General features: G+C 57.9%; 6 protein-coding genes and 1 pseudogene. 4 read left to right on the top strand and 3 right to left on the bottom strand.

Annotated elements, in window-relative coordinates; genetic code table 11:
- Positions 1-9 precede the first annotated feature (9 nt).
- Positions 10-798 carry a class I SAM-dependent methyltransferase gene (locus tag H8710_RS08175; RefSeq protein WP_249294997.1) on the top strand — a complete coding sequence of 263 codons (789 nt, stop codon included), beginning with the start codon at positions 10-12 and terminating at the stop codon, positions 796-798.
- A 51-nt stretch (positions 799-849) separates the two neighbouring features.
- On the opposite strand, the gene H8710_RS08170 is transcribed toward H8710_RS08175, so the two are convergent.
- Both H8710_RS08170 and H8710_RS08165 read right to left on the bottom strand, forming a co-directional pair.
- Positions 850-3,399 (bottom strand): M56 family metallopeptidase, encoded by a 2,550-nt coding sequence (locus H8710_RS08170; RefSeq protein ID WP_249294996.1) that lies wholly within the window; start codon positions 3,397-3,399, stop codon positions 850-852.
- 54 nt (positions 3,400-3,453) lie between these two features.
- Positions 3,454-3,816 (bottom strand): BlaI/MecI/CopY family transcriptional regulator, encoded by a 363-nt coding sequence (locus H8710_RS08165; RefSeq protein ID WP_249294995.1) that lies wholly within the window; start codon positions 3,814-3,816, stop codon positions 3,454-3,456.
- A gap of 273 nt (positions 3,817-4,089) precedes the next feature.
- On the opposite strand from H8710_RS08165, the gene H8710_RS08160 reads away from it, so the two are divergent.
- The gene (locus tag H8710_RS08160) at positions 4,090-5,847 is read left to right on the top strand and encodes an alpha-1,3-galactosidase-related protein (protein WP_249294994.1); all 1,758 of its coding nucleotides are present in this window, start codon (positions 4,090-4,092) and stop codon (positions 5,845-5,847) included.
- A 248-nt stretch (positions 5,848-6,095) separates the two neighbouring features.
- On the top strand, positions 6,096-8,453 hold the full coding sequence (locus H8710_RS08155) for a glycosyl hydrolase family 95 catalytic domain-containing protein (protein ID WP_249294993.1): 2,358 nt from the start codon (positions 6,096-6,098) through the stop codon (positions 8,451-8,453).
- Between the two features lie 58 nt (positions 8,454-8,511).
- Here the strand turns inward: H8710_RS08155 and H8710_RS08150 are convergent.
- Positions 8,512-8,922 (bottom strand): annotated as a pseudogene (locus H8710_RS08150) (cupin domain-containing protein); the annotation flags it as partial.
- Between the two features lie 333 nt (positions 8,923-9,255).
- Here H8710_RS08150 and H8710_RS08145 point away from each other — a divergent pair.
- The gene (locus H8710_RS08145) at positions 9,256-16,794 is read left to right on the top strand and encodes a non-ribosomal peptide synthetase (RefSeq protein ID WP_249295319.1); all 7,539 of its coding nucleotides are present in this window, start codon (positions 9,256-9,258) and stop codon (positions 16,792-16,794) included.
- Positions 16,795-16,808: the final 14 nt, after the last annotated feature.

Here is a 16,808-nt window from a genome sequence, read left to right as displayed (position 1 = left end):
GTAAGCCAGATGATTCAGAACAAGGATATCGACCACGGAAAAGCTTTCGACTGGGGGCGCACTTCCGCCGATTACGCCAAGTTCCGGGACATTTACCCCGACGAGTTCTATGAGCGGATCGCGAGCCGCGGACTGGGTGTTTCAGGGCAGGAGTGCCTCGACCTGGGAACCGGCACCGGGGTCATTCCCCGGAACATGTACCGGTACGGCGCGCGCTGGACGGGGGCGGACCTTGCGGAGAACCAAATCAGGGAGGCAAGGCGGCTGGCGGCGGAAAGCGGGATGGACATCCGGTTTTTAGCCGCTCCCGCTGAGGAGACGGGGCTTCCGGACGGGGCCTTCGAGCTCGTTACGGCGGCCCAGTGCTTTTGGTATTTCGACCCGGCGCGGATTTTCCCGGAAATCCATCGAATGCTGAAGCCTCATGGGCATCTCCTCCTGCTGTTCATGGGCTGGCTCCCCTTTGAAAGCGAAATCGCCATGGGCACCGAAAAGCTGGTACTCAAATACAATCCCCATTGGACCGGCGGCGGGATGAGACGGTACGAGCCGGAGCCGCCCAAGGGAAGCGAAACGCTGTTTCAGTGCGCCGAGGCGCTGGGGTATGTGAGTAATGTGCCGTTTACGCGGGAAAGCTGGCACGGGCGGACCATCGCCTGCCGGGGTGTGGGGGCCTCTTCCCTGCCTCGGGAAGAAATCGAGGCGTTTAAGAAGGAACACTGGGCTTACATGGAGACGCTGCCCGAAGTTTTTGAGATTCCCCACCTTGTGACGATGGTGGATTTACAGGGAAACTAAAATGAGAAAAGAGGGTGCTCCCCACATGGGCAGCACCCTCTTTTATTTAGGTTAGGTAATGGAGACGGCAATACCTTCCGACATGGGGTGGTTTTCTGCAAAATCGAGAATCTGATTTTCGGTCTCAAAATCGCAGAGGGGAACAATGGAAAGCTGGACCGCCGGGTTTGTGATGTCGACAGAAAGGCGGATATAGCCGTTTTGGAGGGCCTTTTGAATCAGTTTCTCCTGCCGGAGCTCCTCATAGAGTTTTTCCAGCTCCGCCCGGCTGTAGGTGCAGGAAAAGTAGGCGATTTCATCGGTGATGCCCATGAAGCGGATGGCCTCCTTGACTGCGTCCTCATCGACACAGTAGATTTCCAAAGGGCCGCCGACCCGGTAGGGATTTATGGCGCCGTACCAGGCGGGGTTGAACATGGACGAAAGCTGAAGCTTTTCCATCAGCTCCACCTTTTCACCGGAGCCGTCGTCGATGGTGGAATCCCAAGGATTTGTGGGCTGTAGGGCATCTTTATCCACCTTGACCCAGAAATAGGCAGTTTCTGTGGCGCCGTCTTCCCAGGTGATGTCGGCGAAATAGTTGTACCAGCCGATGCCGTTCGGCACCTTGATATGGTAGGTCTCACTGTCGATGGGGTATTCCTCCTGCCAGCCGTTGGAGCCGACAAGGCGCAGATAGACGCTTTGCGGCTTTTCGTCATGGAACTGGAGCTTTACATACTGGTTGTCGGTGGTACCAATCTGGTAGTAGAAGCCGTTTAAGGACTGGAGCTTGCTGAGAAGGGTCAGGGCGTCAGTATTGTTTCGGTCGATGCCGAATTCACAGCCGATAGGGGCGTTATCATCAGCCACAACCGAGTAGGAGCGTTCCCGGGCGCCCACAGGGGGTTCCTGAGGCTTTTTCCCCTCCCAGACGGTGATGGGAAAATAGATGGTTTCCGGGGTGCCGTCCGGCCAGGTCAGGTCGATGTAAACGTGGTATCGGCCCGGCTTTTCAGGGACCATCACGTCACAGCCGATATATTGGGACGGATAAGCGCCGGGCGCCTTTTTTCCGTCGATGATAAGGCCTACCGCTTCGGAGCTCCGGGGTTTCTGGTCTGAAAACCGCAGACCCAGCCAAATGCCTTTTTTTGCCTCGGATACAGAAAACAGAAAGCCCTTCATGGTGTAGAGCTCATTTTCCATCATCTGGGGCGTCACCGCGATGTCCCGCCAGAGGGTCCGGCCGAACTCGGCGCTGACGGGGCGGTCGCCGTCGGTCTGGACGGTGATGCCCTGGGCGTCCCCGGCGGTGAGGAGGCCCTGATTATCAACCCGTTTCCCGATTGCGACTATTTCGTAGTCACCTTTACCGAGGCTCTTGACCCGGATGGACTGCCACTGCTCTTTGTTGTCCGCAGGACCCTCAAGCAGAAGGCATTTTTCCCCGGCGGTGTAGGTAAACTCCATCATGGCGAGGAATTCTGCCTCGTCGCCGGCGCTGAGCTCGATGCTTTTCAGGGAAACGTCGTCCAAGCGATATTCGTCGGGGACGTTTTTCTTTTGAAAAGTGCCGTAGTAGTGCTCGAAGGCAGCGGTTCCGATTTTTTCCGGCTCGGTCTCCGAAGTGGAGAACCGCAGAGCCGCCGCCTCCGCTTTGGCGTAATCGAATGTTCTCGGATTGGCGAGGAGAGCGGTGGTAACACCGATCACCGCGAAAAGGGCGGCCAACAAAATCCAGAAAGCGGGCTTTTTATAGCTCAGCACATTCTTGATGCGGGATTTGACGCTCCCCTCTCCGAAGGCCAGAGGGCTTCCCCCGACAAACCGCCTTCCGGAGGCAAACGACAAGAGGGAGGAGGAATAGTCCTTTTTGATGCCGGGACCCAAGTCTTTCAGAACCCGCTCGTCGCAGGACATTTCCATATCCTTGCCCAAGAGGAAAAAGGCGGCCCAAACAAGAGGGTTGAACCAGTGAACGCACAGGATAAAGAAGGCAAGGGGCTTGATGAGGTAATCTTTCCGGCGGATGTGGGTCCGCTCATGGGCGAGGATATACTGCCGCTCCCGGCCGGATAGCCCGGCGGGAACGTAGATGTTCGGGTGGAAAAAGCCCAGTACAAATGGAGTTTGCAAGTTCGGGGCCTCGTAGACGTTATCCCCAGCGGGAACGGCGTTTTTGAGGCTTCGTTTCAGCATGACTGTGGTGACGGTGCTGTAGAGGAGGAGGAGCACCACTCCCGCGATCCAAACCGCTCCGGCGGCGAGCCAGAACCGTTCAGCTGGCGTCATACCGGATGGCGCGGCGGGCGGCAGAGGCGGCGCAACTGTCACGCCGGAGGGGTCCGCCCCGCCCGTTCCGGTGACCGAGAGCATCCTCCCGGCGAAAGGTGGGACAGCATCTCCCATTTGGCGGCCGTGGGGGATGAGGCTCAGAGCACTTTCAAAGGACACGGGGCAAATGAGGCGGAAAAAGGCCGCCGCCCACAAACAGTATGAAAAAATTTTGGGGGCTTTTTTGAGACAAAGCCTTACGATGAACGTCAGCAGGATGACATACCCCGCCGTGGCGCTCATTTGAAGCACCGTTTTAAAAATCCCTTCCATCATGAGTATCATTCCTTTCTAAGGCGCTGAGGCCTGAGAGGCATTTACTGTACAAAAGGTACATCCTCAGTCTTCTTTGTAGCTATCGATGAGCTGCTTTAATTCCTCCGCCTGCCCGCCGCTCAGTTTCCTTCGGCCCATGAAAGCCGTGAGAAAGCCAGGCAACGACCCGCCGAAGGCGTCCTCCACAAACTGCTCGCTCTGCATGGAAAAATACTCGTCCCGGCTGATGAGAGAACTGATGCAGGCGTTTTCGTTGCGGAAAATCCCCCGCTCGCAAAGTTTTTTCAGGACGGTATAGGTGGTGGATTTCTTCCAGCCGAACCGGTCGGCACAGAGCTTTACCAAATCGCCGGAAGCAATCGGCTCCCGCTCCCAGATGAGCTCTGCAAACCTCAGCTCCCCTTCGGCCAACTGTACTTTCTTCATAGCAGTCATCGTTCCTTTCCATTTTAAGGCGGCATACTTCCAAGGATTTTGCCATTGGTCTACTTTGGATAGACCCTTTCTTTAAGCTCAGTCTATCATGAATAGACCTATTTGTCAAGGAGTAATTGAAAAAAATTTCCAGACCTGTTTTCAGGCTGTGAATCCAAAAAAAGATAAAACGAATAGAACCTGAACAAAAAAATAAGGGAACAGAGGAATTTTTGTCAGGATATGCTATACTGGGACGTAAAATGATGAGAAAGCGGTGACAGCATGAAAAAAGTACGAGCAGAAAACTACGGCATCCGACCGGATACCGGGGCCGATCATGGGGAGGATTTCCGCCGGATGTTCCGGGAGAATCCTCAGGGCGCCGCCTTCCTGCTCCAGCCGGGGAGATACGATTTTTATAGGGAGAACGCCCTTCACAGGGAGCTTTTCCTCTCAAACAGCGACGATGTGCCTGAGCGGAACCTGGCTCTTTTGCTGGAAGGGATGGAAAACGCGGTTTTGGACGGCGGCGGGGCGGAATTCGTCTTTCATGGCCCCATGATGCCTGTCACCCTGCTGGACTGCAAAGATGTGACGGTGAAAAACTTGGCCATCGACTGGGAGATTCCCCTGTCCGCCGAGGGAGAGGTCCGTGAAGCGGCGGGGAACGAAATCCAGGTGTTTATCGATCCGAAGAAATACCCCTGCCGTGCGGAAAACGGTGCGCTGATCTTCACCGGCGAGAACTGGGAAGAGCCGCTGCGCCACGCCGTCGAATTCGACGTCTCCACCGGCAAAGTCCGCTATGACACCGGCGATTGTTTTCCCAAGGTGGAAGCTGCGGAGCTTGGGGAGGGGCTTTTCCGGCTCAAGGGGGACTTTTCCCGTCTGCCGCAGCCGGGGAATGTACTGGTTTTGCGGCACAGCCCCCGGGTTCACGCGGGGATTTTCGCCGACAGCTGCCGGGAGGTTTCCTTTGAACATTTGAATATCCACAGCACTGGGGGACTGGGCGTTCTCTGTCAGTTTTGTGAGGATTTGAACTTTGTGGACGTAAACCTCGTCCCCGACCGCAAAAACGGGCGCCGGTTTCTGTCGGGGCACGATGATGGACTCCATCTATCCAACAACCGGGGGGTTATCACGGTGGAAGGCTGCTGCTTCGAAGGGCTGATGGACGATCCGCTGAACGTCCACGGGACTTCGGTGCGAATCGCCGAAATGATGGATTCACACACCTTGAGGGGCGAATTTGTCCATCCTCAGTCCCTGGGATTTTCCCGGTGGGCGCTGCCGGGGCAGGAGGTTTCCTTTCTCAATCGGCGTTCCCTCAAAAGTTTGGGAACCGCAATCGTCAAATCCTTCTCCCTCCTGTCCAAGGGGGAGTTCGTCATCGCTTTCGATGGAAAAATACCGGAGGAAATCGGGGCCGGGGACGCGCTGGAAAACCTGACGAACACCCCGTCCCTCATCTGCCGCCGCAACCTGTTCGGCAGCGGCCGGGCCAGGGGAATCCTCGTTTCCACGCCGAAACCGGTGCTCATCGAGCAGAATCTGTTCGAGTCCTCCGGGTGCGCCATCCTGCTTGCCGGGGACGCCAACCAGTGGTACGAATCCGGTTCCTGCCGGGATGTGGTCATCCGGGACAACGTGTTCCGCGACTGCTGCCTCACCTCCGACTACCAGTTCTGTGACGGAGTCATCAGCATCTGCCCCGAAGTGCCGGAGCCGGATGCGGACGCGCCGTTTCACTCGGGCATCCGCATCGCGGGAAACGTCTTCCATCTGTACGACGCGCCCCTTTTGTACGCAAAGTCCACGGCGGGGCTTCTCTTTTCCGGGAACCGTCTCTTCCGCAGCCACGCTTACAAGCCCCGGCATCCCCAAAAGGCGCTGTTTACCTTTGATTGCTGTTCCGACGTAAATGTCGGGAAAAACTGGGTCACAGGAAAGCTTGTTTCCGATGAGATTTCCATCGCCCGGATGGAGGAAAAAGAGATTTCCTGCGAGGACTACGAAATTTCCGTTGAGCAGCTGTAAATAATCGTTTTCATCCCGTTTTATAGGCTCCCTGTGCGTCTGCATAGGGATTTTCTTTTGGGCAGAGTTCGTCAGATTCACCAAAAGAAGAGGGAATATTTTCAGGAGACGTCCGGCATTCTTCAAGAATTTTGTGATGGGGTTGACTTTGGTTTTTTCGGTGATATATACTGGGTGAAAAAAGTGCGGTGTTTTACCGCCTCCGGGGTTTTATTCCACAAATTTATAGAATAGCGAGGTCAATGCCTATGCTCGATATGAAATCCTTTTTACGCAGGCAAGACATGGTCTATGAAAAAGCAGCGGCGGAGTGGGAGCAGCACATTCCAATGGGCAACGGCTCCATGGGAGGCGCGCTCTGGGGAGAGGGGCCGCTTTTCATCACCCTGGACCGGTACGACGTCTGGGAAAACCGCAGCGGCTGTGCCATCGACCGGGAGGCATACACCTATGAAAACCTTCGGCGGCTGGCGGCGGAGGGAAACGCCTCGGAGGTGTCCCGAATTTTTGAGCCGGAGCTGGGGGCGCTGTACCAGAAGGGAACTCCACCGGTTTTTCCCACAAAACTCCCCATGGGGCGGGCAAAAATCGCCTTTTCAGAACCGCTGACCGCGTTTCGGGCCCGGCTCAGCCTTTGTGACGGGACCGTCACCGGCATGCTGGATTTTCCGGGCGGCCGGGGGACGTTTACAGCCTTCCTCCACGCCTGCCGGGACGTTTTATCGGTGGAGCTCCACCTTCCCCGGGGAGTGGAGATTTCATTCTTCGGGGCGGAACCGGTTTTGGGAGAAGTGCGGAAAATCCTGAAAAGCTGGGGCTATCCGGAGCCGGAGTACGGAAAATCAGACGGCATGGATTACTGGAGGCAGGAAATCCCGGAGCAGGGGGAAACCTGCGTCATCTGGGCGAAAGAGGCGCTCCCCGCGGAAAACGAAGGGGAAACCGCCCTGCGGCTTCTGTGGAGCACCGCGTCGGCAAACGGACAGGCAAGCTGTATCGAGAAAGCGGCAGGCAATTTACATGAGGTGCTGGAAGCGGATTTTGAGGCGATTTATGGAGAGCACCGGGACTGGTGGAAGGAGTATTGGGAGAAGTCTTTGGTGTCCATTCCCGACCCGAAGCTTGAGAGCCTTTATTACTGTGAGCTTTACAAGCTGGGCTGCGCCGTCCGGCCCCACGGGGACCCCGTCAGTTTGCAGGGGCTGTGGACCAAAGACGGGGTGCTGCCTCCCTGGAATGGGGACTACCATTTCGACATGAACGTCCAAGAGACCTACTGGTGCGTCTATTCATCGAACCGGCTGGAGCTGGGGACCTCACTCAATGATATGCTCGAAAAAATCCTTCCGAGGATGGAGGAATACTGCCGGGATTTCTACGGCTGCGAGGGGGCGATGCTGCCCTGCGCCGTCGCCAAAAACGGGCAGATCATCCATGGGTGGCACACGGTAAACCTTTGGCTGGGAAACGGGCTTTGGGCGGCCCATCATCTGTGGCTTTCCTATCTTTACAGCAAAGACGGGGATTTTCTCCGAGAACAGGGATACCCCCTGATGAAAAAGCTCATGGGCCCGGCGGAACGGGTGCTGGAAAAACGGGAGGACGGCCTGTGGCACCTGCCCTTCGGGAGCAGTCCCGAGTGGCGGGACAACACCCTCAAGGCCTGGGGGGAAGACGGTTCCGGCGATTTGGCCCTCATCCGGTTTTTGGTGGACGCGCTGCTTAAAAGTGCGGAAATTTTAGGGCTTTCAGAGGAAAAAAGGCCCCTCTGGGAGGACATCTGGGAGCATTTGGCCCCCTTCCCCACCCACACCGACTGGTGCGGAGAAGGGCTGTCCATCCAGAGGGGGGAACCCCTGTCGTCCTCCCACCGACACCACACCCATCTCATGGGGATTTATCCTCTGGACGTTTTAAACATCGAGCAGGGGGAGGAGGCAAAACGCCTCATCGCCAGTTCCCTCATGCAGTGGTGGCGGCGGGGCAAAGGGGAATGGACGGGGTGGAGTTTTCCCTGGGCCGCCTGCATCTGCGCCCGGGCGGGGTACGCAAACGCCGCTCTGCACGACCTGCACGAATATATGACCGGGTTCATCCTAGAAAACACCCAGCACCAAAACGGCGACCCGGGACGGCACGGCATCGGCATCTGGGATTACCGGCCCATGACGGTGGAGGCGGGCTTTGCTGTCGTGGCCGCCGTCAACGAGCTGCTCTTGCAGAGCTGGGGCGGCGTCATCCGGGTGTTCCCCCACATGCCGGATGTGTGGCGGGACGCTTCCTTTGAGACACTCCGGGCGGAAGGGGCATTTCTCGTGTCAGCTTCCCTGCGGGGCGGGAAAATCGCCTATCTCCGCATCGAAAGCGAGGCGGGCGGCGTCTGCCGGGTAAAAAATCCTTATGAGGGAAGCTGCCGACTGATGTCCGGCGGCCACGAGAAGATATTTTCGGGAGAGCTTCTCTCCTTTGAGACAGTTCCGGGAGGCAGCTATCTGCTGCTGCCAGAGGATGCGGCGGTTTCGGACGGGGATTTTACCTTCTCCCCTCTCCCCTTCTACTCCCATCAGGCATGTCCTTTCGGTTTGAAGGAAAGTCCCTCCTTATAGATGACGTAAAGCGCCCCGGCAGGTATGATAAACCCGCTGGGGCGCTTTGTGTGTCAAATCAGTGGCCTTCCGCTGCGTCAGCAATCGCCTTAGTTTCGTGAACCGTCCCTCTGGGGTGCTGGGGCGGCGCGTAGATGGAATAGAGCTTGATGGGCTTGTGGCCGGTATTTATGAGGTTGTGCCAGGTGCCCGCCGGGATAAAAATCCCGTGGTTTTCGCAGACATTGCGCCGATAGCAGAGATCCTCCCGACAGGGTCCCATTTTGACAAAGCCGTTCCCCTCTTCAATCCGCAGAAATTGATCCAGATTTGGGTGGGATTCCAGGCCGATTTCCCCACCAACCGGGATGCTCATAAGGGTCAGCTGTAAATGCTCTCCCGTCCAAAGGGCAGTGCGAAAACAGCGATTTTGACGGGTTACCCTGCTGATATTTACCACAAACGGCTCCGAGCCGTAATCGGCAGATTCGGTGTGGTGCCGGTATGTATTCATGATGCCTCCTCCTTCCTCATATTGTCTTCTTTATCAGTATATGCAAAAAAAGACAGGTCCGTGTGCAGATTTCCGCTAGCAGTATTCAAAAAAGATAATTTTTCCAGGAATATCCATTTACCAGTGCCTTTCATTCGATTTCCGTGAAATATTATACGGAAATTGTCAAAAAGCTTTCAAAAACATGTCAAAACCATTGCTATTATGTCGAAAAAACCTTATAATTATATACATATATATCTGCGAAGAAAGATAGAGAGACTTTTCGCCGGGACAATAGCGAAGGATGGGCTGAATAACGTGACTGAAATGAATCTGTACCCCCTTTCCAACAGCCAAAAAAATATCTGGGCGCTGGAGCAGTCCTTTCATGGGGCTTCGATCAACAACATTTGCGAGACGATCCGCATCAAGGGCACTTTTGACGTGGCCCTTGTGCAGAAAAGCCTCAACCTGATTTTAGAGCAGGACGCTTCCCTGCGCACCCGAATTATTCTCGGCGAAGGGAAACAACCGGTTCAATACGAGGCGCCCTTTGAGCTGGAGCAGTTTCCGGTGTTTGATTTTTCCACGACCAGCGAGGACGGCATCCGCCACTGGGAGGAGAGCATCACCCGCGAGGTGATGTTTCTTATTGAGTCCCCGCTTTATTATTTTGCTGTCATCCGGGTGGGAGAACACGAGGGCGGCGTTCTTTTGAAGACCCACCACATCATTTCCGACGGATGGTCCCTTGTAGCCCTCATCAATCGGTTTGCAGAGACCTATCTCGCCCTAGTGGACCGGCGGGAGGTTACTCTGGAACCATCCCCCAGCTACCGGCTCCATGTGGAGGAGGAGCAGAAATACCTGTCCTCCAAAGCCTGCGGGCGGGACAGGGCGTTTTGGGAAGAGGCCATGGAGAACCCAGAACCACCGGTTTCCATCAAGGACTGCGGCAGCGTCGCCGTGAGTCCGGTGGGGCGGCGGCTGACCTTCCAGCTGTCGGAGGTACTAAACCACGCCCTTTATGACTTCTGCCAAAAGCATCGGGTGGCCCCCTTCGCCTGTTTTTACATGGCGCTGGCCATTTACATCAAACGGATCAAGGGCCTTGACAGGCTCTGCATCGGCGTGCCCATCCACAATCGGGTAAACGTCACCGACCGGGACACCACCGGCATGTTCGTCAGCACCCTGCCCTTTGTAAACGAGCTGGATGAGAACTGGAGCTTTGAGGAATTCAACGCGAATCTCGCCGACCGCTGGCTGGAGCTTTTGCGGCACCAGAAGTTTCCCTTCGGGGAAATTGCCTCCATCGTGCAAAAAAAGAACCCTGACGCGGGGCGGCTGTTCCAAATCGTTCTGTCCTTCCACAACAGCCGGACCTACTCCAGCAAAGACACCTCTGTCCTGTTTTCCGGGCAGTGGCATTACGCCGGGTATCAGGCGGAGCACCTCTGCATCCATTTAAACAGCATGGAGAGCGACCGGCGGTATTCGGTGAACTACGACTACCTGACCCAGCTGTTTTCGGAAAAAGAGATTGAAAACCTCCACCGGTATCTCGTCAATATCCTCCATCAGGCGCTGACAGAGCCGGAGCGGCCCATCTGGCAGCTCCCCATCATGAGCCTCGGAGAAAAAGAGAAGGTCCTTTTTACCTTTAACCGCACCGACGCGCCCTTTTTTGAGGGGACGCTGTACCAAAAATTCGCGGAGGTCTGTCAGGAGCACCCGGCGAGAGTGGCGGTGATCCAGGACGGCAGGCGGTACACCTACCGCGCCCTCCAGCAGAAGGCCAACGCCGTCGCCCATGCTCTGGCGGATTTTGTGCCCCAAGGAGGCGGTGTTGTCGGCGTCCTGCTGCCCAAAAGCTATGAATTGTTCGCCGCCATGGCGGGGGTGTTCCAGTCAGGGGGCGCGTTTGTGTTCCTGTCCCCGGATTTTCCAAGGGAGCGCCTTAGGGAAATCCTCCGGGACAGCAACGCCGCGGCGCTGGTGTCCACAAGGGAGCTGACGGAGCGGGCCGGGCTTTTGGACGAGGGGATTCCCGTCGTCCACATGGATAAAGTCCCCGACGAAGCGGAGGAGGAGTTCCCCTGCCCGGCGGAGCCTAGGTCCCTCGCCTACCTCGTCTACACGTCGGGGAGCACCGGCAAGCCCAAAGGGGTGGAGATCGAGCAGAGGAGCCTATTAAACTTCGCGGACGCCATGAAAAACCTCTATGGACACGGGGCGGTATTGTCCCTGTGCAGCGTCAGCTTCGACGCCTTTTTGCTGGAAAGCGCCGTTTCGATTCTAAACGGGCGCACCGTTGTGCTGCCCATGGACGGGGAGCAGGAAAATCCCGACTGCTTAGCGGCCCTCATTCGCCAGTACGCGGTGGGATTTTTGGCGACGACGCCGTCGAGGCTGGCGGCGTACCTGAAAAGCCCCGCCTTCCGCTCCGCCCTGCGGGGAATGGAAACCATCGTCTGCGGCGGGGAGGCCTTCCAAAGCGACCTGTTAAAAGAACTGAGCCGGCTGACAAACGCCCGAATCTACAACCAGTACGGTCCGTCGGAAACCACCATCGGCGTCAGCGCGAGGCTGCTAAACACCGCCTCGCAAATCACGGTGGGAAAGCCCATGCCAAACTGCCGGGCCTACGTGCTGGACAAGCGGCTGATGCCCCTGCCCATCGGGGTTTACGGCGAGCTGTACATCGGCGGCGTCTGCGTGGGGCGGGGGTATCGGGGCGCGCCGGAGCTGACGGAAAAATCCTTCCTCCAAAGCCCCTTTGAGCCGGAAGAGCGGATTTACCGCACCGGGGACGTGGCCGCCTGGACGCCGGAGGGCGAAATCCTGTTGCAGGGCCGAAAGGACGACCAGGTGAAGCTTCGGGGCCTTCGCATCGAGCTCAGTGAGATTTCCGCGCGGCTTTGCCTGCATCCACAGATTCACCAGGCCGCCGTCCGTCTGCTCACGAGAGAAAACCAGCAGGCAATCGCCGCCTATTACGTCTCTGACGGGGAAATCCCCGAGTCGGAGCTTTTGGAGTTCGCAGCGACCTACCTGCCCGGGTATATGATTCCGTCCTTTTTCATGGGGGTGGAGGAAATTCCCTTGACCGCCAACGGCAAAACCGACTTCAGCCGGCTGCCCGAGCCGAAGATTCAGGAGGAAAGCGCCGGGGAAGTCACCGAAGCCCAGGAGAAAATCCTCTCCGTCTTCCGCAGGGTGCTCCAAAAGCCCCAGATGACGGCGGGGAGCAATTATTTCCTCTTTGGGGGCGATTCCCTGAACGCCGTGGAGACCCTGGCCGAGCTGGAGAAGGCCTTCGGCGTCCGGCTGCGGGTCAGCGACCTGTATGCCTGCCGGACGGCAGAGCGGCTGGAAAAACGGCTGGGGCTGGCGGAAGGGAAACCCGCTCCGGCGGATACGGGCATTCCCAAAGCGCGGGAACAAGAGGACTATCCCCTCACATCGGCCCAGCAGAGCGCCTATTTTCAGAGCATGCTGGACCCCACCGGTCTTTCCTACAACATGCCGGTGGCCTTCCGGGTGAAGGGAGGTCTCGACGAAGAGCGGCTCGCCGCCGCTTTTGAACGCCTCATCGGGTCGGAAGAGGTTTTTCGCACGGCCTTTGTGCAAAGGGGCAATGAAATCCGGCAGAAGGTTCTTCCAAGCGTTCCCTTTGTTCTTCAGACCCTTCGGGCAAACAGTTACGAGGAAGCCAAAGAGGCGTTTATCCGCCCCTTTGATTTATCGCGCCCGCCGCTCCTCCGGGCCGCGGTTTGGCGGCAGGGCGACGGCTCCGCCGTCGTCTTTATCGACATGCACCACATCGTGGGCGACGGGATGAGCGCGGCCATCGTCCTCAGCCGATTGAGCGATTATTACGAGGGGGCGGCTGTCCGCGTCCCCGACGTGACCTATAAAGATTACGCCTGCTGGCTCCGGGAAAAGGGGGAAAGCCTGTTCGCCGGGCAGCGGGAGTACTGGAAAAAGGCAGTGGAGGGCCTCTCCGAAACCCCCGACCTGCCCGCCGACCATGCCCGCCCGAAAAACTTTGATTTCAGGGGCGGGGTGCATTTTTGCGGCCTGGACGAGGCGTTGACGGCACAATGCGAGGAATACTGCAAGCAAACCGGCATCACCCCCTTTATGCTCTTCGCCGGGGCCTTCGGCATCCTTGTGGGCAAGCTGTCCGGGAGCCGGGATTTCGCCGTGGGCACCCCCGTCTCCGGGCGGCTGCGGCCTGAGCTGCGGGACGCGGCGGGCATGTTCATCAACACCCTGCCCCTGCGGCTCCGGCCCGAGGACGAGTTGACCGCCGGGGACTACTTCCGGCGCGTCCGGGAAGAGGTAGTGGGGCTTTTAGACCATCAGGACATCCCGCTGGAAGAGGTGATCGCCCTTTCCGGCGCAAAACGGAGCCTTGGCGGGAATCCCCTCTACAACACCATGGTTTCCATGCGCCCGGTAAATGAAGAGGCTATGACCTTTGCGGGAAAAACTGTCGAAGGGCTCCCCTGCCGCACCGGCACGGCCAAGCTGGACATCATGCTGGAAGTTTACCGGGAAAAGGGCCGCTTTGCCTTCTGTTTTGAGTACGCGAGCTCCCTTTTCACCGAGCAATCCATCGCCCTTTACGGCCGCAGCCTGGCGGCGATTCTCAAAGAGGCGATTTCTGACGACAGCCTGCCCCTCATGGAGATAAGCGGCATCGCGCCCGCCGACCGGTACCGCCTCATCGACGTGCCCAACCGGATGCGCACGCCTTTTCTCGACATGCCTTTGGACGGGCAGATCGACGCTTTCGCAGAGATGACGCCGGAGGCTCCCGCCGTGGTTTTCCATGGGGAGACGATGACTTTCCGGGCGCTCAAAGAGCGTTCCGCCTCCATCGCCGCTCAGCTCGTAGAGGCGGGCGGTAAACGAGGCGACAAAATCGGCGTTTTGTGCAGGCGGGGCTTTGACATGCTCTGCGCCCTCGTCGCCGTGATGAAAATGGGCGGGGCTTACGTTCCCATGCTCGCCTCCTTCCCAGAAAATCGGCTCCGGTACATGATGGAGCAAAGCGGGGCTTCCCTGCTGCTCACCGACGGGGAAACGGCCAAAGAACTGCCGGATCTTCCCTGCCTCACCGTCGTCATCGACGGGAAAAAACGGGATTTTGTCCCTCCCGCAAACCGAACGAGCGAAGACCTCATCCACGTGCTCTACACCTCCGGCTCCACCGGACGGCCCAAAGGGGTCATGCTGCGGCACCGCTCTCTTTCAAACCTGCTCATCTCGGTGTCGGAGCTGTTTGCCCCTGTTGAGGGAAACATTCTCTGCACCACAAATATCGTGTTCGACACCTTTATCACCGAAACTTTGCTTCCCCTGGCCCTGGGCCGCTGCGTCGTCATGGCCGACGAGGAGGAAATGATGCTCCCGTGGAAGATTGCCGGGCTCATCGAGGCGGAAAACGCCGCAGTGATGCAGCTCACCCCCTCCCGTTTGCAGATGTGTCTCGGGAACCGGGCGTTTGAGGGGGCCGCCGGGAAGCTCAAGCTGATGATTTTGGCCGGAGAGGCGCTGACAAAGAATCTGCGGGACAGCCTCCGCAAAACCGGCTGCGAAAAAATCGTCAACCTGTACGGCCCCAGCGAGGCGGCGGTCTATGTGACCAAGGCCGACGTGACGAGCGGCCCCGTCACCATCGGGAAGCCCCTCCATAACTGCCGGGCCTACGTGCTTGACGGGCACCTGCACCCCGCCCTGCCCACGGCGCGGGGAGAGCTGTATCTGGCGGGCGAATGCCTGTCCACCGGGTATATCGGCAATGAGGAACTGACAAAAGAATCCTTTTTGCCCGACCCCTTCTTCCCCGGGGAAAGGATGTACAAATCCGGGGATATGGCTCGGCTGACGGCGGACGGCAGCATCGATTATCTGGGCCGCCGGGACCATCAGGTCAAGCTCAACGGCCAGCGGGTGGAGCTGGACGAAATCTCCGACCGGATTCTCGCCTCCGGCTTCGTGAGGGAGGCGGCGGTCATCGCAGTGAAGCAAAACGGTGCCATGTCCCTGCGGGCCTTTGTGGTTTCCGACCGGGAGGACTACGTGAAGGATATTCGGGATTTTCTCAAGGCGGAGCTGCCGCCCTACATGGTTCCCGGCGCTTTCACCATTTTGCGGGAGATGCCTCGGACGGCAACCGGAAAGGTAGACCGGGAGGCTTTGAGCCGTTGGAATCAGGAAAACTGCTCTGAGGCAACGAAGGAGGCTTCCGAAAAAGCTGTTGCGGCATCTGCGGAAGAAGTTTTGCGGCCTCAGGCGAAAACAGAATCAAAGGCATGGGGATTGGAATATAAAGCGGCGGTCAATGCGCCTCAGGCCGATCACCCCATACCCGAAAAAACACCGGCTAAGGTGCAGGCTGACACCGCAAAACCGGAGCCTGTGGCTCCACCGGCGGCGAAGACTAAAGCTCCCGTTCAGGCGGAAGTTCCGTCCGGCTGTAAAGCGGAGCAGGTGGCGGCCCTTTGGCGGGAAGCGCTTGGGAAAGAAGCCGTCTTACCCGAAGTTTCCTTCTTTGAACAGGGGGGCACATCGCTGGGGGCGCTGAATCTGTTGAGCGGCTACTTCAACTTAGGCGTCACCATGACGCTAGCCCAATTCTACGAAAACCCCACCCTGACTGGACAGGTGAAGCTGATGGGCGTCGAAGCGGACGCCACGGAACCCCAAAGCCCACCGGAGGCGCCTGCTCTCACGGAGGAATCCCCCGATTTCCCTACGGTGGGCGCTGCCGCCCCGAGGACGGACAGCGTCCAGAAAAAACATACCATTCTCTTAACGGGGGCCACGGGGTTTCTGGGAGCGCATCTCATCAAATACCTGCTGGAAGCGGGGACGGCGAAGATTATCTGCCCCATCCGGGACGGGAACCCGGAGCGGCTTCGGGAGACCCTAGTCTGGTACTTCGGCAGTGGCTGGACGGAAGCGAACTGGAAGGCGCTGGAAGTACTAAGTGGGGACGTAACCCAGAAAAATCTGGGGCTTCCCTCCGCTCTGACGGAGCTTTGGAGAGGGAAAATCAGCTGCTGCGTCCACGCAGCGGCCGACGTGCGGCATTACGTCAGCGGCGGCTCCGAAGAAGTGAACGTGGGCGGCACACAAAACGCCATTGACTTCTGCCGCGCTGTCAGCGCAAAACTCATGCATATCTCCACCGTCAGCGTGTCGGCGGAATACATCGTAGACGAACCCCAAAGGCGGATTTTGTTCACTGAAAATGACCTGGACATGGGGCAGAACTGGGAGGGAAACACCTACATCAAAAGCAAGTTCCTGGCGGAAAAGCGGGTGCGGGAGGCGGCACAAAACGGCCTCGACGCCAAGATTTTCCGGGTGGGGAGGCTGGTGGGCCGGAGTTCTGACGGGGTGTTCCAGAAAAATCCCGATTCCAACGCTTTTTACAGCTTTGTCAAGGGGATGGAAGCACTCGAGCTGTGTCCCAGGTGTTTCGTGGGGCTCCCCATGGAGCTCACCGCCGTGGACCAGTGCGCCAAGGCCATCGCAGCCCTGCTGGACGCGGGCGGATTCACCTTCCATGTCTGCAACCCGTATACCGTCCCGCTGAGGGACATCGTCACGGCGGTCAAAGGGAAAAAACTGCCGGAGGTGGACGAAATGGAGTTTGAGCGGCACCTGTCGCAAAAGCTCTCAGAAGGGCTGGGGATGAAGCTCGCCGCCCTTGTGGAGCAGTACAACCGCCTCAGAACCATCCCTCAAAACATCTTTCCCGACTGTACCGAGACATCAAAGCAGCTCAGCGCCCGCGGCTTTCACTGGAAGGAGCCCGATTTGGGGCTTCTCCTGCGCTCTTTCTAAACTGCATTGCTTCT

The organism is Fumia xinanensis (genome assembly GCF_014384905.1).
GTDB lineage: Bacteria > Bacillota > Clostridia > Oscillospirales > Ruminococcaceae > Fumia > Fumia xinanensis.
The sequence above is the reverse complement of the archived record's forward strand: the minus strand, read 5'-3'. Positions and strand labels throughout refer to the sequence as shown.